The following is a 20411-nucleotide window of genomic DNA, read 5'->3' as shown; positions in this document are numbered from 1 at the left end:
TATTTCAATCCATACTTGTTTTAGTTTTGCGCCAAGTATTTTTCAAAATACTCTTCTTATTATCTATTGTTTTAATCGCCAGCTAATCGCGAATGAATTGCCAACCTATCGCCAACTTTTACTATTATAACATTGTTAAGCTAGCTTACATCATATAACGTATCATTAATTTCATTGATAACTTGTTCTAGTTTTCCACCGAGTATATTATCAATTTTCTTAAATCCGCCCTGGCTTTTGAAAGCTCCTGTATTAAATACGTCTTTATCAATCACACTTTCGATTAATAATTGTTTTTCAATTCTGTCTAGCCAGCTTTCTTGAATCTTGGTCCATTGGTGCATTTTCTTTACTTTTTTCACGGCATTTTTTATGCGTTCATCATGATTCATTAACGTACTGCCAAGGGCTTGTCTTCTGATGAAGCTGATAATATCGGCAGTTATTTCTTCGTTGCTCATGCTACGCCATGCTGTATTTAGATTGGTCTCGTTATAACCATGAATATCAAGCTCTAATTTTAATTCTTTTAATGCTTGTCTAGTAAGCTCTTTGGGTCTAGTGCATACAATTTCGAGGGCTGGTATCTTATTCATATTTTCTTTTATATAAATACTAAATTTCTCGATATAGTCTTCTGGTTTTGTTGCATCGCCATAGCCTCTGGAATGTTCTTTTAAGGCATCGGGATGATTGGATATAATAATCCCGCCATTTTGCAAACCCACTTTCTGATCTAAAAAGTCTACGAGCTTCACATTCTCTTCTAGTTCTCTGATAATCCGTTCCATATCGCCAAGCTGAATGTGTTGAATTAGTTCATCTGGTGTCTTACCACCTGCGATATGTGCAAATTGTTCTAGTTGTTTCTTATCATATTGCCGTTTTTTCCTTTGCAGCTTTGCCACGATTTGCTCGATTACACTTTTCTTGTGTTCCATGGTAGAAAAAGCGGCAAGTTCATTGACTAATGTTTTAAATTCAATCGCCACATTCTTTACTACTGGCTTCATATTGGTGATGTCTTCTAAGGATTCATACAAACCGACGGCATCATAAATAGTGAAATGGGTTTTCTGAATATCACTACATAACCGTGTTGCTCTACCTAGCATTTGTTCATAGAGAATTCTAGATTTCACTCTTCTTAAAAATACCAGATTACAAATGGCTGGTACATCGATACCAGTAGAAAGGAGGTCAACGGTAACGGCAATATTGGGGTAGGTCTCATTTTTAAACCGCTTTATCATACTGAGTGGATCTGTTATCGAACCAGTAATCTTCTTAATCGCATCATCATACACTTCGACACCCATCTCTGAATAGATATCCTTTAATAAGGTGACGATTAAATCTGCATGATTGTCAGTAGCCGCAAAGATCAGGGTTTTCTTAGAACCTTCAGGATCAATGTCTTTGGCGATTTCCTGCAATACGACTTTGTTAAAATTCTCGTTAATTACCTTTTTATTAAAACTCTCAATCTCAAAATTCAGTTCGTCTGGAAGATCATCAATATTGATTACTTTTCCCGTTTCTATCTCATATGCTTCCACGGACTCGCCTTTATCAAAATGAATACCTGATTCTTTTAGTTGTGTTGTTAATTGATGGGGTGGTTCATGGTCTACCAAATATCCATCAATGACAGCTTCTCGATAGGTATATTTATATACAGGATCACCAAATAAAGTTTTCGTATGGAGAGCCGGAGTTGCTGTTAAAGCAATTTTGGCAGCATCAAAGTACTCTATGACCTGGGTGTATTTACTGACATATTCGGTCTGGTCCCTGATTTCAAGCTCTACTTCGCCCATTTCCTTATCTAAGATGTAACCTCGATGGGCCTCATCGATTACGATGCAATCATAATCATCTACCTTCGGCATGCGATCTAAATCTTCATTGCAGAGTATCCGCCTTACCATGCCTTGTACGGTTGATATATGGATTTTTGTTTCACTATCTGGCTTTAACTCGTCTATCCCTTTGATGTCATAGATATCATAAAATTTCTCTAGACCTTCAATTACTACTTCCTTAAAAGTATCTTCCGCTTGGTTTCCCAAGGCTTTTCTGTCTACTAAAAATAGTATTCGTTTAAATCGCTTGGCTTTCAATAACCGATACATGATACCAACTACAGTTCTCGTTTTACCTGTCCCAGTAGCCATGGCGAGAAGTGCTGTCCGTTGTCCCTTTTCTATGGTTTCTTCTACTTTTTCTATAGCCTTGATCTGATAGTCCCGTAATCCTAAGCCACTTTTGCTTGTTAGGTATTCCGTATCTTCCTGTTTTAATCGTTCATGCGCTTCTTGTTCATCAAACTCCAATAGTTTTTTTAATCCTTCGGGAGTATACCAGCCCTGAAGGGCTTTTGCATGATTGGTACTCTTTCTGCTATCTACAAACCATATGCCTGATTTGGTTTCAATCTGTTTCAAATACTCTCTGCCATTAGTAGAAAACAGAAAAGGCACATAACAATCCTGCCACTTGCCGCTGACATATTCCAGATGTTCCTTCTTTATATTTCTGGCATACTCCTTACTTTGATCAAGGTCTGCAGCAACATCTTTACTGGCTCTTTTTGCTTCTACTATGCCAACCAATTTTAATCCGATAAAAAGTGCATAGTCTGCTCGTCCGTGATTACGTGTATTGGAGTTAGTAGGCCACTCTGCTATCGCCATATTTCTATTTTTTATCGGTCGAGTGCCGTGTGCATATCTAAGGACTTCCGTATCTGCTTCCCACCCAGCGGCTCGCAATTTACCATCAATAATTTTTCTAGTCTCTGCCTCATCCAACTTCACAAACCCGGCTGCCTTTTGCGATTGTTTTTTTCGTTGTGCTACTACTTCTATTGTTGATTGCTGTTTCAGTGCTTCTAATGTCTCTTTCAGCTTTTGATTTTCTTTTTCATAAGCTTCAGTTAATCTATTGTTTTCTTGTTTTAAGTCTTTCATTTCATTTGCTGCCGATTTATGTATAGGCTCAATATATTTTTCCGGTTCAAAACTCCAATCACCATAGGTTTGCATGAACCAAACGCCCAACTTGTACGCCATCTTCGTAAGCACTTTTGCGTCGTTCTCTGAATGATATCCGTCATGGGCGGCTACATTCCGTTTGGTTCTTAGGGTATATAAGATATCGTTGATATCATTTGATAATAAGTCATTTCTTTTTAAGATGCTGATTCTACTGGCTAACTTACCATCGGCAGGCTCATCTAGATTATCATAGGCAAACATAAATTTTACTAATACTTCGGCAAACATTCCTAGTTTAATCAGGGTAGTATTTGAGTCTTCTTGTATATTTTTTTCAGCAAGGGCGCCCAACTGCGCAAGCATGGGCCATCTGCCATTAAGAAATTCAAAATTACTATTGCTCATTACTAGTCCTCCTGCACGTTTAGTAGTACGGATTATTGCATGACATACTAAGATTTGCATATTTATATTATTCATCAATTGACTGGATATAAGCTTATATTCCTTCTTCTACGCTTCTTCGTAACTCCTAACAAGTAATGCCTCTACCTTGCGCAGGTCGTCATGACTACGGAGAGTTATTTCCAAATCCCCTGTACCCCAATGACCTATTGTCCGCACATCACGAGAGAATCCAGATTCCAATAATACAGTATCTGGATCTAATTTCAAATAGACAAGAAGCGATTTCTTTTGAATGACCACACAAGCAAAATTCTTAATTCGACGATAAGTCATATAAAGCTTGAGTTGCTTTTCTGAGACATCATCTCCTAATGCCAATAGAAAAGCTTGAATCGACTCAAATAGATTCAACATCTCTGGATCTAACTCTTCTAACCACTGAGCAACAGACTTATCACCGCTCCTTTTTATACCCTCTACTTGTTCAATAGCCTTGCTATGAATAGGTGTACTGGCACTGTTAGAATAAACCAGTTCCAAGGCAATGAGATCTGCCCCAAACTTACAATACTTCATCAAATCAATATTGCGATTAATTTGTTTAACCGCATGCTCATCGTATTTAGTATAAGATGCTGCTACGCAGATAAGCCTAGGTCCAGTCCAATCAATCTGTTCCGCTTTCTGTTTACCCATCTTCTCCATAACGAGCAATTTGAATTCACCCTTGTGATCAAGCAGCCAATCTAAGTAAAACAGCCCTTGATTTATTACATTTTCGTTAATAGCTCGCTTATATTCAATGATAACAGGGCACCCGTTTTCGTCTAATCCTAACGTATCAATTCGACCACCATGGGTCTTACCAGTTGTATATTCAGATTGCAAGAAACCAACACCAAGAAAGACTTCAAGATTTTTTTCCATAATTGTCTGGAGAGATTTTTCCAATTCAATAGTCTTTCTAGCCAATTCTACCGCATTATTTCCATTCAGTTGGAATACTTTTGTTTCACTCATGTAATGAGCATCCTTTCTTACTTCATTTTCTATTTTATCGCATTTTGCTGGTAGTAACGAACGTGATAAAACCAAGTCTTACTCATCTAACGTCATTGGAATCTCAATATGTTCTGATACCGTAGATAAAAGAATATCAATTAGCTCTTGATCCATAAATTGATATTCATCAGGTATATTGAGGCATACAACTTTTTTGTTTGGGAGTATATCACTGAAGCTTTCTCTAAGCCGTCTTATATGTTTCTTTTCCATTACAAAAATGAAATCGGCCCATCCAATATGTCCCCTTGTTACCTTAATACGAGCTTTGTCCTCAGTCCCTGCCGACCTCACTTCATAACCATTAACACCATGAAATATTTTCTCGGCAGTTAAGCTTCGCCATTTGTTTCTACTGCATATAAATAGTAGTTTTATTTTTAGTCACCATCCATATATCTTTCAATTTTCACTACTATGTCGAATCTAAAAGAGAAGATACCCACAATCTGCACCAGGTAGATTATGGGTATCTTCTCTTTATTAAATGCTAAATCCTGCTAAAATTTTACAATAAACATTGTTTTACCAAGATAGGGTTCTGTTTCAGGCTTTCATCTTCGGAACAATTAACCTATCCCTCATAACTTTAATATTAAACGGGAGTTTCTAATATCTTTAATCGCCAACCAATCGCCAAGATTCTTTCTATCCATTTACATAAATATACTAAAGTAGTTCGAACAAAAGCCAATAGATTCCCAAGATAAAACAGAAAAAGGCCGTTCCAAAGTACAATGTTTTCTTAGGAACCCTTTCTGGATTCGCGATGTGATTTCCTACCCCTATTAAGATGATACCTAGAAAAATCATACCCATACTAGCTAAAAGCTGAGCAAATAAAGAAAAATCGTCTAGCTTCCCCGTAATCATCATTACACCTACTATGGAGCCAATAATAATACTATACATTCCAACAAAATTAATTATATTATATTTTTTTCTGTCTTTAATGACGTATACGAAAAACACCAAAATTGCAAGAAGCATAGCCATAAGATTCAATGGATACTGTAAGTGTAGACAAATAGGCGTTATTATTGAACTAATTAGAAGGCCTTGCCAAACTGATAGCTCCTTGTCCATAATACATATCTCCTTTATGGATTGGTCTATTGTTTAGTCATCATCATTAGGCATGTCGATTACATCTACAACTTCACATTCCATGTTTAAAGGAGCTTTTTAATTCATGGGAGCTCCTTTAAGGTCTCCATAAATAACCAAAAATACTGGATTTATCAAAATTAGCACCAAAAACGATGCCTACGTAATCATTTCTGTACTTAAAGAGAGGTTTTAATTTATACTAAGCGGGAATTTTTAATATCTATAATCGCCATGTAATCGCCAACTAATTGCCAAGTAATCGCCAAGATTATTTCTATCTAGTTATATAAATCTGCTAAAGTAATACTTATTAATAGGAACAGCAACCGAACTTTTCCCGATACATCATATTTATGTTCCAAATTTCTTCTATCGGTACGATGGACCTTGCTGGATTAATTACCTCTTCACTTCTTGTCCATATATGAGGATATATTAGAATTCCATGATTCCCATTGGTTTGTTTGACCCCTTCTTCCCAACGATTCCATCGGAACGTCTCATAAAACTGTTCTAACTTTCCTGTGCAAGCCCAATACAAAAACTCCGAATACCCCATCTCCAGCCACTCCCATTCTAGTGTATCTGGAGCAAGATAAAATACATCTCCTATTTTTCCATCAAATAATCCACGATTTAAAGCAAAGAATCCACCTACTACATCGTCTGCAATGAGCAAACCGCCATCTAATTTCCTTGCTTTTCTTTGGGTATCAAATTGATTCCATGTTGATAAGTTTCTAGGCAGCAAGTTATGCCCTGATCCCAAGAAACGTAACCAACCATTATCAAATAATATCCCTCCTGTATGATAAGCGACTGTGCCTAATGAGGATCGAGTCGTAACCTGTAAATCGCATAGAACTTTGTCAGCTTGATGCTTACTAACTGGAAGAACTTCTACTTTATTCCTTGCTTTTGAAAGCCATTTTTGTATAAGAGGCCATGCAGAATCTTTTTTATTAATCAATTCATCAAGTGGTCTCATAAATTTTCATTCACTCCTTTCTATTAAAGTTCAAGTCTTAACAACATAAAGAAGACTTGATTCAGATGGAGTTTTAACTCCATCTGAATCTTAGTCGCACTTATCCAGGGACTTAGCCGCTCTTAACTCCCACTTATAGAAGATGGGAGTCTTAGAGCGGTTTAGTCATCGGATAAACTAAGAGCCCTATGATTACAAGAACCATGACGCCGAAATTAATGGCTACTATAAAGGTAAGCAAATGGGTGTTATCACGATCCAATTAGAGCCCTCCCTTGCATGGGAATTCTTCCTTAGAGCCTACACCGAACCCTCCTGCCCGATAATTGTCAACGGGTGGCTAGAGTAATAGGAAAGGACTGTGTTGAAACATTAGTTTCATCACAGTCTAACTTGCTGCTATTTTCTCCTCAGGGCGTTATAAAGCTTCGCTGATTCAGTGGCAATAAAATTGCTGGAATACGTATGATCGCCGGTCGCTGTAAAAAAGCTGATCAGGATCGGATCATGGCCATCCTGGATTACCCCTACATCACAAAGAATCTCATCCAGTTCACCCACCTTATGAAATACAGGAGTCAACATGTAGCGCGGGATTTCGTCATTATAAATCGTATTCGCCAGTTCGTATTTTAGCTGCTCACTTTTGCCTTTATTCAGGTACTTGTCATTATAGATCTTCTCAAATACTTTACCCATTTCGTAGGGTGTAGTTACACTATGGTATTGATATTTCCTAAAAGCATCTTCATTATGAATTTGGGTTTTGCGAAGCTCAAGATTCTTGACAGTCTGACTCAAAACATCCTTGTGGTCGGTGTCCATCTCATTTAACAATTCCTCAAATGAATTGTTGTCACTAACCGTCATCATCAGCTGAATTTGCTGATCATATTGACTGGCCTTGGCTGAATCGGCCTGAGGATACAAATATTTATAGGTCGCTAAGGCAACCACTAATTTGCTGGTTGAAGCCGAGGGAAATACATCATCCTTGTTAAATTCGATGGTCCGACCAGTTTTCAAATTTTGAGCAAAAACGCCAACTCGGCCATCAAACTTTTGCAAATCGTTTTTTATTTCTCGCTCAAGGGGAGAAGCTGCCAAGGCTTGAGCAGTAACGAGAGTCAATAATGCAAGTAGTATCGTAATCTTTTTTATCATGTAGCCACCTCAAAATAATTTATCTTTGGAAAGTTCAATACGTTTTGTATGTATCCGATTTTCTTTCTTGTATAGTATAGAATAAAACCATGACCAAATTATGACAAAGCAGCCGGATTCTGCTATTAAAAATTCGTCGAATTAAGAAAAGACTTGGCTTGTGCCAAGTCCTCGGACGCAGGCAGAAGCCTTAGTCGTTCTTACTTGGAATCAAGAAAGCGTTATACTTTCTGATTCCGCAAAAAAGAAGATACCCCTAATCTACTAACAAGGTAGATTAGGGGTATCTTTTCTCTATTCAATTTGCATTTAAATCGATTGGCAAATACTTAAAATTTCATGTGGTTTATTCACGATATAGTTCGGGTCTTCCTTCTTCGCATTATCAATATGATCAAATCCCCAACTTACCCAGATTACGTTGACACCACTTTTTTTGCCCGCAATAATGTCTCTTGCTTCGTCCCCAACATAAATCACTTCGGAATCTTCCAGGTTCTGGGCTTTCATAAATCTTTTAATATCTTCATTCTTGCCAAACATATTGTTTGAACAGATAATTTCACTAATGAAGTCAATCTGGTTACGCTTAAGACATTCTCTTATATTTTGCTCCGCATTTGTTGATACAATTGCCAGTTGAAAACCACTGGCGTTTAACTCTTCCAATAGTTCCTTAACCCCAGCAAACAAAGTAAGATCCTTTATGGAGTGCTTATATAGTTTGTAAATATCGAGGGCTAGAAGTGGAAGTTTAAATAATTTAAAATCAAGAAATTTAGCTCTCTCCATAATCGATAATCCTTTTATATAGGCAATATCCTTTTCCTCTATCTTATTTGCATTGTACTCCCGAGCAAGCCGATTATACACTTCGATAACAACATGCAGTGAATCAACCAAAGTACCATCAAAGTCAAATACTACGTACTTTACCATAAGAATCGTATCCTCCTTTTTAACTTATTACCACCCCATATTCAGTAATATGTTACATCAAAAAGGAAGATACCCGTAATAATCTAATTATTTAGGTAGATTATTATGGGTATCTTCCTTTTACATTATTACTATTATGTAAGCCCCTAGGAAATCCTAGATAGTAACTGAAATTGATATCCAAATGCCTCAATTTCATCACGAGTGAGGATGATACCCTCTGGAGGCCGAGTGTTGAGCTTAAACACCACTGCCTGCTGCCCCGCTTCTTGATGGAAGTCAATTCGATTTAAAGTGACTTCTGTTTCCAGAAGGTCGCTTATTACTTCTGCTGTCGCTTTGTGTCCTACTGCAGAAATAATTTTTGGAGCGTACTGAATTAGTTTTTTGCATTCTTCTAGGCTGATTGTTCGACAGGAATACTCTCCATCTGCCGTAATGATTGCACCATTTAGGATAGCGATGGGTTGCCTATTTACCATTTTATATTTCTCCTTTGTAATTTAAAATGGACGTTCCTTTAATACATGATTCGATTTCCCTATAAGCTCTAATTGAAGATTGTTCATTATAATTTGGCGAAAACCGGTTAGCAAATCCATGCTCACCAGGTAGTTTTTCTACTTGTATATTACTAAAGTTATGTAACCGTAAAATCAATTCATCGACATCAAACGATTTTTCTTCACTAGGAAAAAACAATAAGACAGGGCATTTAGGCTTGATCTCAACATAGTCTCGTATTCTTGAACCATAAAATCCAATACTTACATCGCACAAACCAGTTTGGCTACCCAACCAAGCAAGTGTAGCCCCTACACTATAACCCAACACATATACCTTTCTATACTTACGTCGTACATTATGTAGAACCTCTTTTACCTGCTTAAATGCACTTTCAAAACCAACAGTATTCATAAAATAATTATAGGCCATCGTTTCTTGGTCATAACTAAATGGCTCTCTGCCATTAAGCAAATTAGGAACAATCATATCAATCTCATACTTTGAAAACTTTTCGCATACATCCATGATATGTTCGTTACGTCCATAAATTTCATGTAGAATCACAAGCACTGTATCAGAATGATGAATATAGGTTAACATCAATATCTCCGTCCCATTACTTATCCTATGTTTCTTTGCTTCTTCTTTTCGAAAACATCTTATCTTTCTATTTCATTTACCATTACAAATGCAAACTCCTGCAAACTAAACTAGTTTGCAGGAGAGTATTTTTAAAATTGTCTTCCTAGATTTCTGTTATCCCACTTTAGACGCTATTCCGCTATTTGTACGACGTAGTAATAAGATAAGTAGCAGTGCGAGGGCGAAAAAGAGGATGAAGAATAGGAAGCTGTTGTCTATGGAATGAACCAAACTATTTTCTATATTTTGATCCTGTGCCTCCAATCCTCCCATTAATGCCTGAGATATGATGTCTGGTGCCACGCTGAACTCCACTGCTGCCAACGCCAAGGTTTGGCTCAATGCTCTACCCACATTATAGATGGTATAAAACATCCCTGAAGCGGATCCAGAGTGCTCCCTCGGTGCAGCCGAAAGGACGGTCTTCGCCAGGGAGGGCCAAGCAATTCCATTGGAGATGGAAATAATAATCAATGGTACCACTATTGCAGCCATGGACAATTGCAATCCTAGGTTCCCCAAGAGAAATAAACCACCTGAGAGAAAGATAAGGCCGATCATCATCATGCGCACCGGGCCAAAACGATCAGCAAGTACACCACCTAAGGGACCCATAATAAGCTGTGGCGCTGATAACGGGATCAGCAGCATTCCTGACTGTAGGGGACTTAGGTGCAGTGCCCCCTGAAGATAAAGGGTTAAAAGAAAAGTGATACCAAAGTAGCCAATACAATAATTTAGCGTAATCCCCAATCCCGCTGAGTAATGTATATTGGACAATAAACTAAAATTGAACATTGGGTGCTTTACCCGTAATTCGGTGATGACAAAGGCAATCCAAGCCACCAACGTTGTTAGAAACAAGCCAAGAATTGGTGCCGATACCCAGCCCCACACCTGCCCTTCGGAAAGGGCGATTAATAGTGCGACTAATCCGATACCGAAAGTCGACATACCCATCCAGTCCGTCTTTGACTTTACAGGAGCATCTGTGTCTTCGAGAACGAACCAAGCAGCGATCATTCCAATCACCCCAAAGGGCACAGTTACGAAGAATATAGCTGGCCATCCATATTGGCCGATTAGTGCTCCGCCAACCACTGGACCTGCGATGGATCCAATTACCCAGGAAGTAGAGTTGATTCCCACTGCCAAGCCAAGTTGATGAGGCGGGAATGTCCGCACAATGATTGGTGTAGCTGTAGCTAGAGCTAAGGCAGCGCCAGCTCCTTGAATAAATCTAAAAATTATTAGAGTAGTTCCTGAGTTGGCTATACCGCATAGCACCGTGGCAATTGTGAAAATCCCAAATCCCAAAATGAAAATAGGTTTTGTTCCTACCATATCCGCCCACCTTCCTGCAGGGAGCAAAAATATGGTGCTAGTAATAATATAAGACGTAATAATCCATAGTCCTGTTACCATCGTAATATGCAATCCTTCTACCATACTGGGTAATCCGATAATAACGATAGTAGCATCCACATTAGTAATAAATGAAACTAACGTCACAACGGCCAAAACAATCCACTTTCGTGGCCATACATTTATCATATAAATCCTCCTCTTATTATGGCAGAGTGAACAAAGGGTTTGCTCACTGCATTCTTTCAACTTATTGCCTATGCCTAGTTTACAGGAGATTAACTATCATGTAAAATGAATGAATATGATATAACGATTCGTTTTTAACGATAGATAAAGAGGAGGACTTAACGTGGAGAGCAATGAACTGCGCATTTTCCGGGCAGTTGCCCAGGAAGGCAGCATTACAAAGGCGGCACAAGCTCTAGGCTACGTTCAGTCAAATGTGACTGCTAGGGTGCAACAATTGGAAACGGAGTTAAAAACACAACTATTTTATCGTCAACGAGGCATGGTATTAACTCCAACAGGTGAAAAACTATTGTGTTACGCCGAACAAATTCTACACTTACTTGACGAAGCAAAAAAAGCGATGAGTGATTCTATAGAACCGAATGGACGCTTATCCATCGGCGCTAACCAAACGGTTTCAACACTCAATCTCCCACAAATTTTAGCTCAGTATCACAAAGCTTATCCCAAGGTTGATTTGTCACTCACAACAGGTTCAACAGATGAACTTGTGCATAAGGTACTACATTTTCAACTAGACGGTGCATTTGTTAAAGCATCTGTCAAAGACGATAATATTGTAGAAGAACTTGTATCTGAAGAAACCCTCGTATTGATTACCAGCCCTGAGGACCTTGATATGAAAGCAATCTATTCCAAACCCTTTCTCATGAGCCCTGTAGGATGTCCCAATCGGGACCAACTTGAAAGTTGGCTTAAGGCAAACGCGATTAACCATCTACGATTTATGGAATTCAATAATCTTGATGCCATTATTGGCGGTGTAATAGCCGGTCTAGGTGCATCCTTCGTCCCTCAATCTGCCATTGAAAAACATGAAAAGCTTGGACTTTTACGATCCTTTTCAATTCCTCAGCAATATAGTTCAACTAAAACATTCTTGATTCGGCATAAGGCTGCTTTAATGACGAGCGCTCTGGATAAATTTATTGAGATGGTAGAAACAAGCACCCCTTATCACCCGATAGTATCCCTTGATTTATTAAAGATGCAGTAAACTCGCATAACCGTACAATCTGTACATTTTTTACCTGCATAAAAAAGATGGACTTGGTATCAACGGTACCAAGTCCATCCTTTGCGATTTTCTTTAATTTCATTTACTGTTTTTTTATTTTTATAAAAGAAACCGTAACATCCCTGTCACATTCAGCAATTATAATTAGCATTAATTTAAACTTATTGGAGGATCAACTTATGGTATTAAAACCTAAAAAAAATTATTATTTAGATATCGCCTTACTATTGTTTGGAGTCGTGAGCATCATGACAGGAATTGCTCTATCGATAAAGCCACCTGCTTTAATGCCATATCTCAGGGCCATGAACGTTAAATCTCTGCATGAATGGGCAAGTTATGCCCTTACCGTTTTCGTTATACTTCATGTTGTATTCCATATGGACTGGATCAAAGCAATGACAAAAAACACGATTAACACGAAGAATGACGCTTAACTTTAGACTTAGAGAATTCTAAAATGTCTTGCAAAAAAATGAAGGATGTTTCACCTTGTGAAACATCCTTCATTTTTTATAATCACTTTATCAAATTCTTATTTTAAATGTTTGTCTAAAATCAATGACAATACCTACCTATTTCTTATACTAACTCTACAATTGTTGCTACGCCTTGCCCACCACCAATACATAAGGTTGCCAAGCCTACTTTTGCATCCTTTTGCTTCATTCCGTGTAAAAGTGTTACCAAAATACGAGCTCCACTTGCTCCTATCGGATGTCCAATCGCAATCGCTCCACCATGGATATTAACTTTTTCCTTAGCAAAACCGAGTTCTTGACCTACCGCCAAGAACTGAGCTGCGAAAGCCTCATTGGCTTCAACTAAATCAAGATCTGCTACTGTTAAACCAGCCTTAGCCAGTGCCTTACGAGTAGCTGACACAGGTCCCATCCCCATAATGCTTGGATCGACACCTCCCGAGCCAAAAGAGCGAATCCTTGCTAACGGCGTAATACCTAATTCTTTCGCTTTATCAGCCGACATGAGCAATATGGCCGCTGCCCCATCATTAATACCAGAAGCATTGCCAGCAGTAACTGTCCCTTCTTTCTTAAAGGCAGGCTTTAGCCCACTCAATTTTTCAGCCGTTGTCCCTGCTCTAGGGAATTCGTCTGTATCAAAAATAACTTCACCTTTTTTAGTCTTAATAACAATTGGTACAATTTCTTCTTTAAATGCACCATCTGCAATTGCTTGAACAGCTTTTTGCTGGGATTCTACTGCTAATTGATCTTGTTGTTCACGGCTAATACCATACTTTTCTGCAACATTTTCAGCGGTAATACCCATATGGTAATCATTAAATGCACACCACAGACCATCCTGGATCATCGTATCAACAACTTTTGCATTGCCCATACGAAGTCCCCAACGCGCCTTAGTATCGAGCACATAGGCGGCATTGGTCATGCTTTCCATTCCACCTGCTATTACAATATCTGCCTCGCCTGTCATAATCGCTTGTGCTGCTAGATTTACAGATTTCAGTCCAGAGCCACATACTTTATTTATCGTATAAGCCGATACTTCAACAGGTATACCAGCTTTAACTGCTGCTTGGCGAGCAGGGTTTTGCCCCAGACCAGCTTGTAATACATTACCGAAAATCACTTCTTCAACTTGATCTGCGTTGATACCACCACGAGCAATTACTTCTTTAATAACAATTGCTCCCAAGTCAACTGCCGCAAAAGGTGCCAAGGAGCCATTAAAACTACCTACGGCAGTACGTACAGCACTTACAATTACTACTTCTTTCATTTCATCATACCTCCATTTTGTATTGTAAAATCTATAGACTCTGTCTCACTAACTTCATTACTCAAAAGAAATGTAAGCCCACAATAAAGATAATTCCAGAAAACAGCAGCGCTGTTACGCAATATCCCATAATATCTCTAACACCCAATCCAGCAATGGCTAGTGCTGGCAGTGCCCAGAATGGTTGCGCCATATTCATCCAAGCTTCACCATAGGCAATGGCCATAGCCGCCTTACCCAAATCGGAACCTAACGCCTGCGCTGCTGGCATAACAAAAGGCCCTTGTATTACCCAATGTCCGCCGCCTGATGGTACTGCAAAATTAACGAGTGCTGAACTAAAGAAGGCCATAAGAGGGAAGGTTTCTTTGGTGGCAACATCCACAAACCAGTTCGTAATAATACCTCCCAAACCAGAGTGCTCCATCATAATTTGAATACCAGCATAAAAAGGAAATTGAATTAAAATACCAGAGGTACCACGGGTTGCCATCGTAATGGCCCTGGCATATGCCATAGGTGTTTTATGTAGCAAAATTCCAGCCGTTAAGAAAATGAGATTCACCGTATTTACGTTAAGATCAAAGCCTTTTTGGGAAAAATACATTCCTAAATACACAATCCCAAAACCTCCGACAACAAGGGCTAATAAGCGGCTCTCTTCAATTTTTTCTGCCCAAGTAGCATTCTCACCTAATTCTCTGGTAACTGCTGCTTCATCTTGTAAAAGAGCAGGATCAACAGCAATCACTTCACTCTCCTTAGGCATCATCATACGAGTCAAAAACGGCAGCATGACAATTAACGCCACTGTAATGAAGATATTATAAGGAGTAAAAATTGTCTCTGAAATTGGAATAAGACCAACTATTTTTTCCATAGGATTGCCTTTGGTAGCAGCCACCAATGGAATCGAAGCGGATAAGCCACCATGCCATGTCAAAAATCCCATATACGCTGATGCAATTAGCAAACGATAATCAGATTTTGGAATACGACGAGCAACTTCGCGGGCAAACATAGCCCCAACAACCAATCCAAAGCCCCAGTTAATGGCACAAGCAACAGCAGACATAAAAGACACTAACATAACTCCCTGGGCTGGTGTCTTTGCAATCGATGCTAGTTTTGTCATCCCCTTCTTAACGGGTGATGAGCTGGCTAAGGCATGTCCCGTAACTAATACTAAAGCCATCTGCATAGCAAATCCCAACAAGTTCCAAAAACCATTCCCCCATAACATAACCATATCCAATGGACTCTTGGGAGTCATAGTAATACCTAAGAAAAAAACAAGAATCGTTAATAAGATAGCGAAAACCAACGGATCCGGTAAAAAGCGATTTACTATATTCGTAAAAAATCTTGCGATTGCATTGACCATATATTTTTCCCCCTTTTTCACATTTTTTTTATGTAAGGTTCTGCATCGTTTTAAGATCTGAACTGATAATTAGTGTTGCTTCCGTTTTGGCTACAATACTCTCTACCTCTACCCCGGGAGCAATTTCTTCCAATATAAGACCTTCTGGCGCTACGCGAAATACACCTAATTCCGTCACAAGAACATTCACTTTTCCCTTACCAGTTAGCGGCAAGGTGCACTCTTTTAAAATTTTAGCAGTACCATCTTTAGCACAATGCTCCATAGCAACAATAACTTTTTTAGCGCCTGTCACTAAATCCATGGCCCCTCCCATACCGGGAACCATTTTTCCTGGCACCATCCAGTTCGCCAAATTACCATGTTGATCTACCTGCAATCCACCCAGTACAGTGACATCAACATGTCCGCCACGGATTAAAGAAAAGGACATTGCACTATCAAAGGTAGCACCACCAAGCTGAATACCACAATGTTGTCCACCTGCATTAACCAGATTATCGTCAGGAGTTGCCCCCACGCTGCACAGACCAACAAAACCATTCTCCGACTGTAGAATCACACTGATGCCTTCAGGCAGATAATTTGCTACCATTGTAGGTAAGCCAATCCCCAGATTTACAACATCTCCATCTTGCATTTCTAGTGCTACTCTTCTTGCAATTATTTCTTTTGCATTCATTATTTGCAGCCTCCTATACATATGATTTGATCCACAAGTACGCCCGGCGTCATCACTTCATCAGGGTCAATTTCCCCATTCTCTACTAATTCATCAACTTCTACAATGACAAGATCAGCAGCCAAAGCCATAACTGGGTTAAAATTGCGAGCAGACTTGTCATAAATCAAGTTGCCGGCTCGATCCGCCTTTTTCGCCTTTAATAAAGCTATATCTGCGCGTAAGGCCTTCTCCAAAAGATACTCCACACCATCAACGCACAATTTTTGTTTATTTTCTTCCACGATAGTGCCCACACCCGTTGGAGTCAGTACACCGCCTAAACCTGATCCCCCACAACGTATTCTTTCTGCCAAGGTTCCTTGGGGCACTAACTCTACCAACATTTCTCCAGCGATCATTTGCCTACCCGTCTCAGCATTGGTACCAACATGGGACGCAATCACTTTCGTTACCTGATGCTTAACGATTAATGGTCCCACCCCCTTATCAACAAAGCCAGTATCACTTGTAATCAAGGTAATGTCTTTAATCTCCTTGTCCAAAATAGCTTTTACTAATAACTCAGGTGCACCCACACCCAAGAAACCACCAACCATTACTGTCATACCATCTTTAAAGGATTGACTTACTTGTTCAACGCTCACGTGTTTGTTACTCATAATAAACCTCCTAACCTTATTCCTAGTCTCTATAAATAAACTATTGCAAGATGCGCGCCAAAAAATAAAAGCTGCCTTATCTTTTTTCGATAAGGCAGCTGAAGCACTGTAAATGCTGTTTATAGCTCATAGTTCATTATGATTCGCTTACTTTTTTCTATTCCTTTGCCGCAAGGAGTGCGCATTTTCTTGCGCACTCCTTGCGGCAATTTTCACACTATTCGATTTCATACTCTTGGGTTTTATAGATTAAGGTACGTCGACTAATTCCTAGCTCTTTAGCAGTCTTCATTTTATTTCCACGATTGTTTAATAGTGCCTGCTTAATAAGCTTACATTCTTGTTCTTTAATCATTTCCTTAAGAGTAGACCCTAAGAAATTATTCTTTTCCGGTTCAATTTCACCAATCATACTGTTTTTACGTAAAGCATCCGGTAAATCTTCTGTAAATATCACGCTACCAGTACTCATAATTACCGCACGTTCAATCACATTAGCTAACTCTCGCACATTTCCTGGCCAATCATATTCTTCTAATTTAGCAATTGCGTCATTATCGAAGCTAACAATTCCTCGATCATTTTCCCCAGAAAATTTTTGCAAAAAGTGATCGGCTAGTAGCCTTATATCCTCTTTACGCTCCCGCAGGGGTATGGAATTGAGGCAGATTACATTCATACGATAATATAAGTCCTGGCGAAATTGGCCATTTTGAACCATTTGTTCTAAATTTCGATTTGTTGCCGTAATGATACGAACATCTATCTTTACGGTTTCATTCCCGCCCACTCGTTCAAATTCTCGTTCTTGTAGCACACGCAGCAACTTAACCTGCAAGTTCGTGGATATTTCTCCGATTTCATCCAAAAATAATGTCCCTTTATCAGCTTGCTCAAACCTGCCTGATCGGCGCATTACAGCTCCAGTAAAAGCACCCTTTTCATGACCGAATAACTCACTCTCCAATAACCCTTCAGGCAATGCACTACAATTAATTTTAATAAATGGTCCCTTACATCGAGGACTATTATAGTGAATTGCATTGGCAATTAGCTCCTTACCTGTACCGCTCTCCCCAATAATCAAAACACTTGCATTGCTTTTGGCGACCTTATCAATTACTTGATATAGCTTTTCCACCTTTTTACTATTGGTCAATACTTTATCTAAACGATAAGAATCATTTAGTTCACGGTGCAGCACTGTAATTTCTTTCTCCATACGCTGTATTTGTACAGCGCGATTGACTAATAAAGTAACTTCATCAATATCAAAGGGCTTAATGAGATAATCAAAGGCACCAAGTTTTATAGCAGCCACCGCGGTTTCAACTGCAGCAAAGGCCGTCATTAGAATGACTGTCACATCGGAATGCTTTTTTTTCATTTCCGTAAAAGCGGCAATGCCGTTCATCGCAGGCATTCTAATATCCATTAATACTACATGGGGTTTAACTGTGCTATATTTTTCTAAAGCATCTTGTCCATCAACTGCACTCTCTACATGATACCCCTCACGTTTAAGTACCGCCATTAATAATTTTCGCACACTCTCTTCATCATCAACTATCAATATTGTATAGTTATCCTTCAACTTGCCTACCTCCTTGATGGACTACAGGCAGTTTCAAGATCACCGCTGTCCATTCATTGTCTTGGCTATCAATATGTATCTGACCATAATGAGCGCTGATAATACGCTGGACCACTGCTAGTCCTAGTCCGGTTCCAGCCGCCTTAGTAGTAAAAAAGGGATCGAAGATTTTGTGTTTATCTTCTTCCTTAATACCAATACCCGTATCTGTAACCCTAACACAAACACAAGAAGGGTCAGGCTGCCAAGTATCAATTACTACAGAACCTTTATCAGGGATAGCCTGCATAGCATTAATCAGTAAATTAAGCAATACTTGTTTAATCTGTTCTGCATCAGCTTCTATTAGTGGTAAACCTGGGGCAAGAATTAAACGAAATTCCACCTTATGGCTCGTTGTTTTGTTCTGAACTAGTACTAAGGTTTTTTCTAATATTTCATTTATATTCACCAGTGAATAATAGGTTTCAGAAGGTCTCGCAAAATATAATAATTCTTCAATTACACGATTAACACGGTCTACTTCCTTTATAATAATCGGCATATATTCTTCTCGTTCTTCAATGCTATCCACATTCTGTAAATACTGTACAAAACCTTTAATTGAAGTTAATGGATTACGTATTTCATGGGCAATGCTTGCCATCAGTTCACCTAATGCAGCTAAGCGTTCGGCCCGATACACTTGTTCTTGAAGGCTATGTTGCTGGGTTAAATCTTTATAAACAACAACTGCGCCAATGCTCTTATTATGGCTATCCAGTAATATACTCGTGCTGACACTAATATAAATACTCTTGTCCTTAACTGGATAATTTACTTCAATACCAATGTGATTCTCCCCTGTTTCCAAGGTGTTTAATAACAAACTATTAAATTGATGATTTTCACAAAATATTTCTCGGTATGGCTTCCCAATCACTTCTTCGAGTGTAAAACCTGTTATCTGTCTAGCCGCCTGGTTCATTGTTGTGATAATACCTTGCGTATCCACGGTAACAACACCATCAGCAATGCTGTACATAATATTTTCAGTCAGTGATCGGGCATCAATTAATGACTGGGCCATATGATGAATTGCTTCAGCAATTTCTCCCATTTCTCCTTGCAGCGGGCCAATTTTCTTATTCAAATCAAACTTGATAATTTCCAGTCCAGTTTTTATTTTCTCTACATCTTTCAAGAAATTATTTGTTAAACTTGTAATTAAAAAGATACCAACAATAATCCCAATTAAAACTGACAAATAGATATTTTTATCCATCACTGCCAGTTGCGCCTGAATATCATCAGTTAATTCATTAGCCCATATATATCCTACTATTTGTCCATCCCTCTGAATTGGGATCATGACGTTCATAATATTCCCCCGTACTAGGGGACCAAACTCAACCATCCGATGACCCGTTTCCATGACTTTTCGTCCTGGATGTAACTCCTCAATGGAAATACCTACCTTATCAGCATAGCTGCTGCTAGGACCATAAGTAATAATCGCATCTAGTTCTTTACTATAGTAACCTACACCAATTCCTACATCTGCACCTGCAACAACATCAGTATAATGAGATAATTCCTCATTAAGCGCTTTTATTTTTTCTACGCGATTCCCATTTATTACATGCTTTTCTGATAGTATCCTATTAAAACCAGCACCAAGATGCTCATCAAGTAATCGAGCAATACCAAATAATTTTGTCTGCTTCTCTGCTAATAGAGCTTCCTTCGCTTGAATTTTAACAACGTATCCCGTAAGCAAAATAGGTATACTGACAATAATTAGCATCAATAATAACATTTGATAACGTAACGTTTTTGGGAAATATCTTCTCATCCTACTCTCTCCCCTATCATTGCCCAATGCCCGTATT

17 protein-coding genes are annotated in these 20411 nt (G+C 38.8%); 2 read left to right on the top strand and 15 right to left on the bottom strand.

Annotated elements, in window-relative coordinates; all coding sequences use genetic code 11:
* Window positions 1-140: 140 nt before the first annotated feature.
* From hsdR to UFO1_RS01060, 9 genes are all read right to left on the bottom strand, one after another.
* Window positions 141-3404: a type I restriction-modification system endonuclease gene (gene hsdR / locus UFO1_RS01105; RefSeq protein WP_038666813.1), complete on the bottom strand. Its 3264-nt coding sequence runs from the start codon at window positions 3402-3404 to the stop codon at window positions 141-143.
* Between the two features lie 108 nt (window positions 3405-3512).
* Complete coding sequence (locus tag UFO1_RS01100; protein WP_038666811.1) at window positions 3513-4427, bottom strand: DUF5655 domain-containing protein; 915 nt, start codon at window positions 4425-4427, stop codon at window positions 3513-3515.
* A gap of 711 nt (window positions 4428-5138) precedes the next feature.
* Window positions 5139-5555 carry a hypothetical protein gene (locus UFO1_RS01090; protein ID WP_038666805.1) on the bottom strand — a complete coding sequence of 139 codons (417 nt, stop codon included), beginning with the start codon at window positions 5553-5555 and terminating at the stop codon, window positions 5139-5141.
* A 334-nt stretch (window positions 5556-5889) separates the two neighbouring features.
* On the bottom strand, window positions 5890-6567 hold the full coding sequence (locus UFO1_RS01085; RefSeq protein WP_038666802.1) for a DUF2625 domain-containing protein: 678 nt from the start codon (window positions 6565-6567) through the stop codon (window positions 5890-5892).
* A 399-nt stretch (window positions 6568-6966) separates the two neighbouring features.
* The gene (locus UFO1_RS01080; RefSeq protein WP_038666799.1) at window positions 6967-7731 is read right to left on the bottom strand and encodes a serine hydrolase; all 765 of its coding nucleotides are present in this window, start codon (window positions 7729-7731) and stop codon (window positions 6967-6969) included.
* 309 nt (window positions 7732-8040) lie between these two features.
* Window positions 8041-8670, bottom strand: a complete 630-nt coding sequence (locus tag UFO1_RS01075; RefSeq protein ID WP_038666797.1) for an HAD-IA family hydrolase — start codon at window positions 8668-8670, stop codon at window positions 8041-8043.
* Window positions 8671-8816: 146 nt separating this feature from the next.
* Window positions 8817-9152, bottom strand: coding sequence for a YddF family protein (locus tag UFO1_RS01070; RefSeq protein ID WP_038666795.1), 336 nt, complete (start codon window positions 9150-9152; stop codon window positions 8817-8819).
* A 1-nt stretch (window position 9153) separates the two neighbouring features.
* The gene (locus UFO1_RS01065; RefSeq protein WP_038666792.1) at window positions 9154-9777 is read right to left on the bottom strand and encodes a dienelactone hydrolase family protein; all 624 of its coding nucleotides are present in this window, start codon (window positions 9775-9777) and stop codon (window positions 9154-9156) included.
* 156 nt (window positions 9778-9933) lie between these two features.
* The gene (locus UFO1_RS01060) at window positions 9934-11373 is read right to left on the bottom strand and encodes a DHA2 family efflux MFS transporter permease subunit (protein ID WP_038666789.1); all 1440 of its coding nucleotides are present in this window, start codon (window positions 11371-11373) and stop codon (window positions 9934-9936) included.
* Window positions 11374-11536: 163 nt separating this feature from the next.
* Here UFO1_RS01060 and UFO1_RS01055 point away from each other — a divergent pair, with 163 nt between their 5' ends.
* Window positions 11537-12433: a LysR family transcriptional regulator gene (locus UFO1_RS01055; protein ID WP_038666786.1), complete on the top strand. Its 897-nt coding sequence runs from the start codon at window positions 11537-11539 to the stop codon at window positions 12431-12433.
* Window positions 12434-12633: 200 nt separating this feature from the next.
* Window positions 12634-12891: a DUF4405 domain-containing protein gene (locus UFO1_RS25085; RefSeq protein WP_038666783.1), complete on the top strand. Its 258-nt coding sequence runs from the start codon at window positions 12634-12636 to the stop codon at window positions 12889-12891.
* Between the two features lie 145 nt (window positions 12892-13036).
* On the opposite strand, the gene UFO1_RS01045 is transcribed toward UFO1_RS25085, so the two are convergent.
* The 6 genes from UFO1_RS01045 to atoS form a co-directional block, all read right to left on the bottom strand.
* Window positions 13037-14218: an acetyl-CoA C-acetyltransferase gene (locus tag UFO1_RS01045; protein ID WP_038666780.1), complete on the bottom strand. Its 1182-nt coding sequence runs from the start codon at window positions 14216-14218 to the stop codon at window positions 13037-13039.
* A 61-nt stretch (window positions 14219-14279) separates the two neighbouring features.
* Complete coding sequence (locus UFO1_RS01040) at window positions 14280-15602, bottom strand: TIGR00366 family protein (RefSeq protein WP_038666777.1); 1323 nt, start codon at window positions 15600-15602, stop codon at window positions 14280-14282.
* Window positions 15603-15630: 28 nt separating this feature from the next.
* Entirely contained in the window at window positions 15631-16284 is a 654-nt protein-coding gene (locus UFO1_RS01035; RefSeq protein ID WP_038666774.1) for a 3-oxoacid CoA-transferase subunit B, read from the bottom strand.
* Complete coding sequence (gene atoD, locus UFO1_RS01030) at window positions 16284-16946, bottom strand: acetate CoA-transferase subunit alpha (protein ID WP_038666771.1); 663 nt, start codon at window positions 16944-16946, stop codon at window positions 16284-16286. The genes UFO1_RS01035 and atoD overlap by 1 nt, the downstream gene beginning before the upstream one ends.
* Window positions 16947-17163: 217 nt before the next feature.
* Entirely contained in the window at window positions 17164-18540 is a 1377-nt protein-coding gene (locus UFO1_RS01025) for a sigma-54-dependent Fis family transcriptional regulator (RefSeq protein WP_038666768.1), read from the bottom strand.
* Complete coding sequence (atoS, locus tag UFO1_RS01020) at window positions 18530-20374, bottom strand: two-component system sensor histidine kinase AtoS (protein WP_038666765.1); 1845 nt, start codon at window positions 20372-20374, stop codon at window positions 18530-18532. The genes UFO1_RS01025 and atoS overlap by 11 nt, the downstream gene beginning before the upstream one ends.
* Window positions 20375-20411 lie beyond the last annotated feature (37 nt).

This window comes from Pelosinus sp. UFO1, from assembly GCF_000725345.1.
Taxonomy (GTDB): Bacteria; Bacillota; Negativicutes; order DSM-13327; family DSM-13327; genus Pelosinus.
The sequence above is the reverse complement of the archived record's forward strand: the minus strand, read 5'-3'. Positions and strand labels throughout refer to the sequence as shown.

Bases quoted from the DNA above. Each gene is read 5' to 3' on its own strand.
- hsdR (WP_038666813.1), bottom strand. From the start codon at position 3,404: ATGAGCAATAGTAATTTTGAATTTCTTAATGGCAGATGGCCCATGCTT.
- UFO1_RS01100 (WP_038666811.1), bottom strand. From the start codon at position 4,427: ATGAGTGAAACAAAAGTATTCCAACTGAATGGAAATAATGCGGTAGAA.
- UFO1_RS01090 (WP_038666805.1), bottom strand. From the start codon at position 5,555: ATGGACAAGGAGCTATCAGTTTGGCAAGGCCTTCTAATTAGTTCAATA.
- UFO1_RS01085 (WP_038666802.1), bottom strand. From the start codon at position 6,567: ATGAGACCACTTGATGAATTGATTAATAAAAAAGATTCTGCATGGCCT.
- UFO1_RS01080 (WP_038666799.1), bottom strand. From the start codon at position 7,731: ATGATAAAAAAGATTACGATACTACTTGCATTATTGACTCTCGTTACT.
- UFO1_RS01075 (WP_038666797.1), bottom strand. From the start codon at position 8,670: ATGGTAAAGTACGTAGTATTTGACTTTGATGGTACTTTGGTTGATTCA.
- UFO1_RS01070 (WP_038666795.1), bottom strand. From the start codon at position 9,152: ATGGTAAATAGGCAACCCATCGCTATCCTAAATGGTGCAATCATTACG.
- UFO1_RS01065 (WP_038666792.1), bottom strand. From the start codon at position 9,777: ATGTTAACCTATATTCATCATTCTGATACAGTGCTTGTGATTCTACAT.
- UFO1_RS01060 (WP_038666789.1), bottom strand. From the start codon at position 11,373: ATGATAAATGTATGGCCACGAAAGTGGATTGTTTTGGCCGTTGTGACG.
- UFO1_RS25085 (WP_038666783.1), top strand. From the start codon at position 12,634: ATGGTATTAAAACCTAAAAAAAATTATTATTTAGATATCGCCTTACTA.
- UFO1_RS01045 (WP_038666780.1), bottom strand. From the start codon at position 14,218: ATGAAAGAAGTAGTAATTGTAAGTGCTGTACGTACTGCCGTAGGTAGT.
- UFO1_RS01040 (WP_038666777.1), bottom strand. From the start codon at position 15,602: ATGGTCAATGCAATCGCAAGATTTTTTACGAATATAGTAAATCGCTTT.
- UFO1_RS01035 (WP_038666774.1), bottom strand. From the start codon at position 16,284: ATGAATGCAAAAGAAATAATTGCAAGAAGAGTAGCACTAGAAATGCAA.
- atoD (WP_038666771.1), bottom strand. From the start codon at position 16,946: ATGAGTAACAAACACGTGAGCGTTGAACAAGTAAGTCAATCCTTTAAA.
- atoS (WP_038666765.1), bottom strand. From the start codon at position 20,374: ATGAGAAGATATTTCCCAAAAACGTTACGTTATCAAATGTTATTATTG.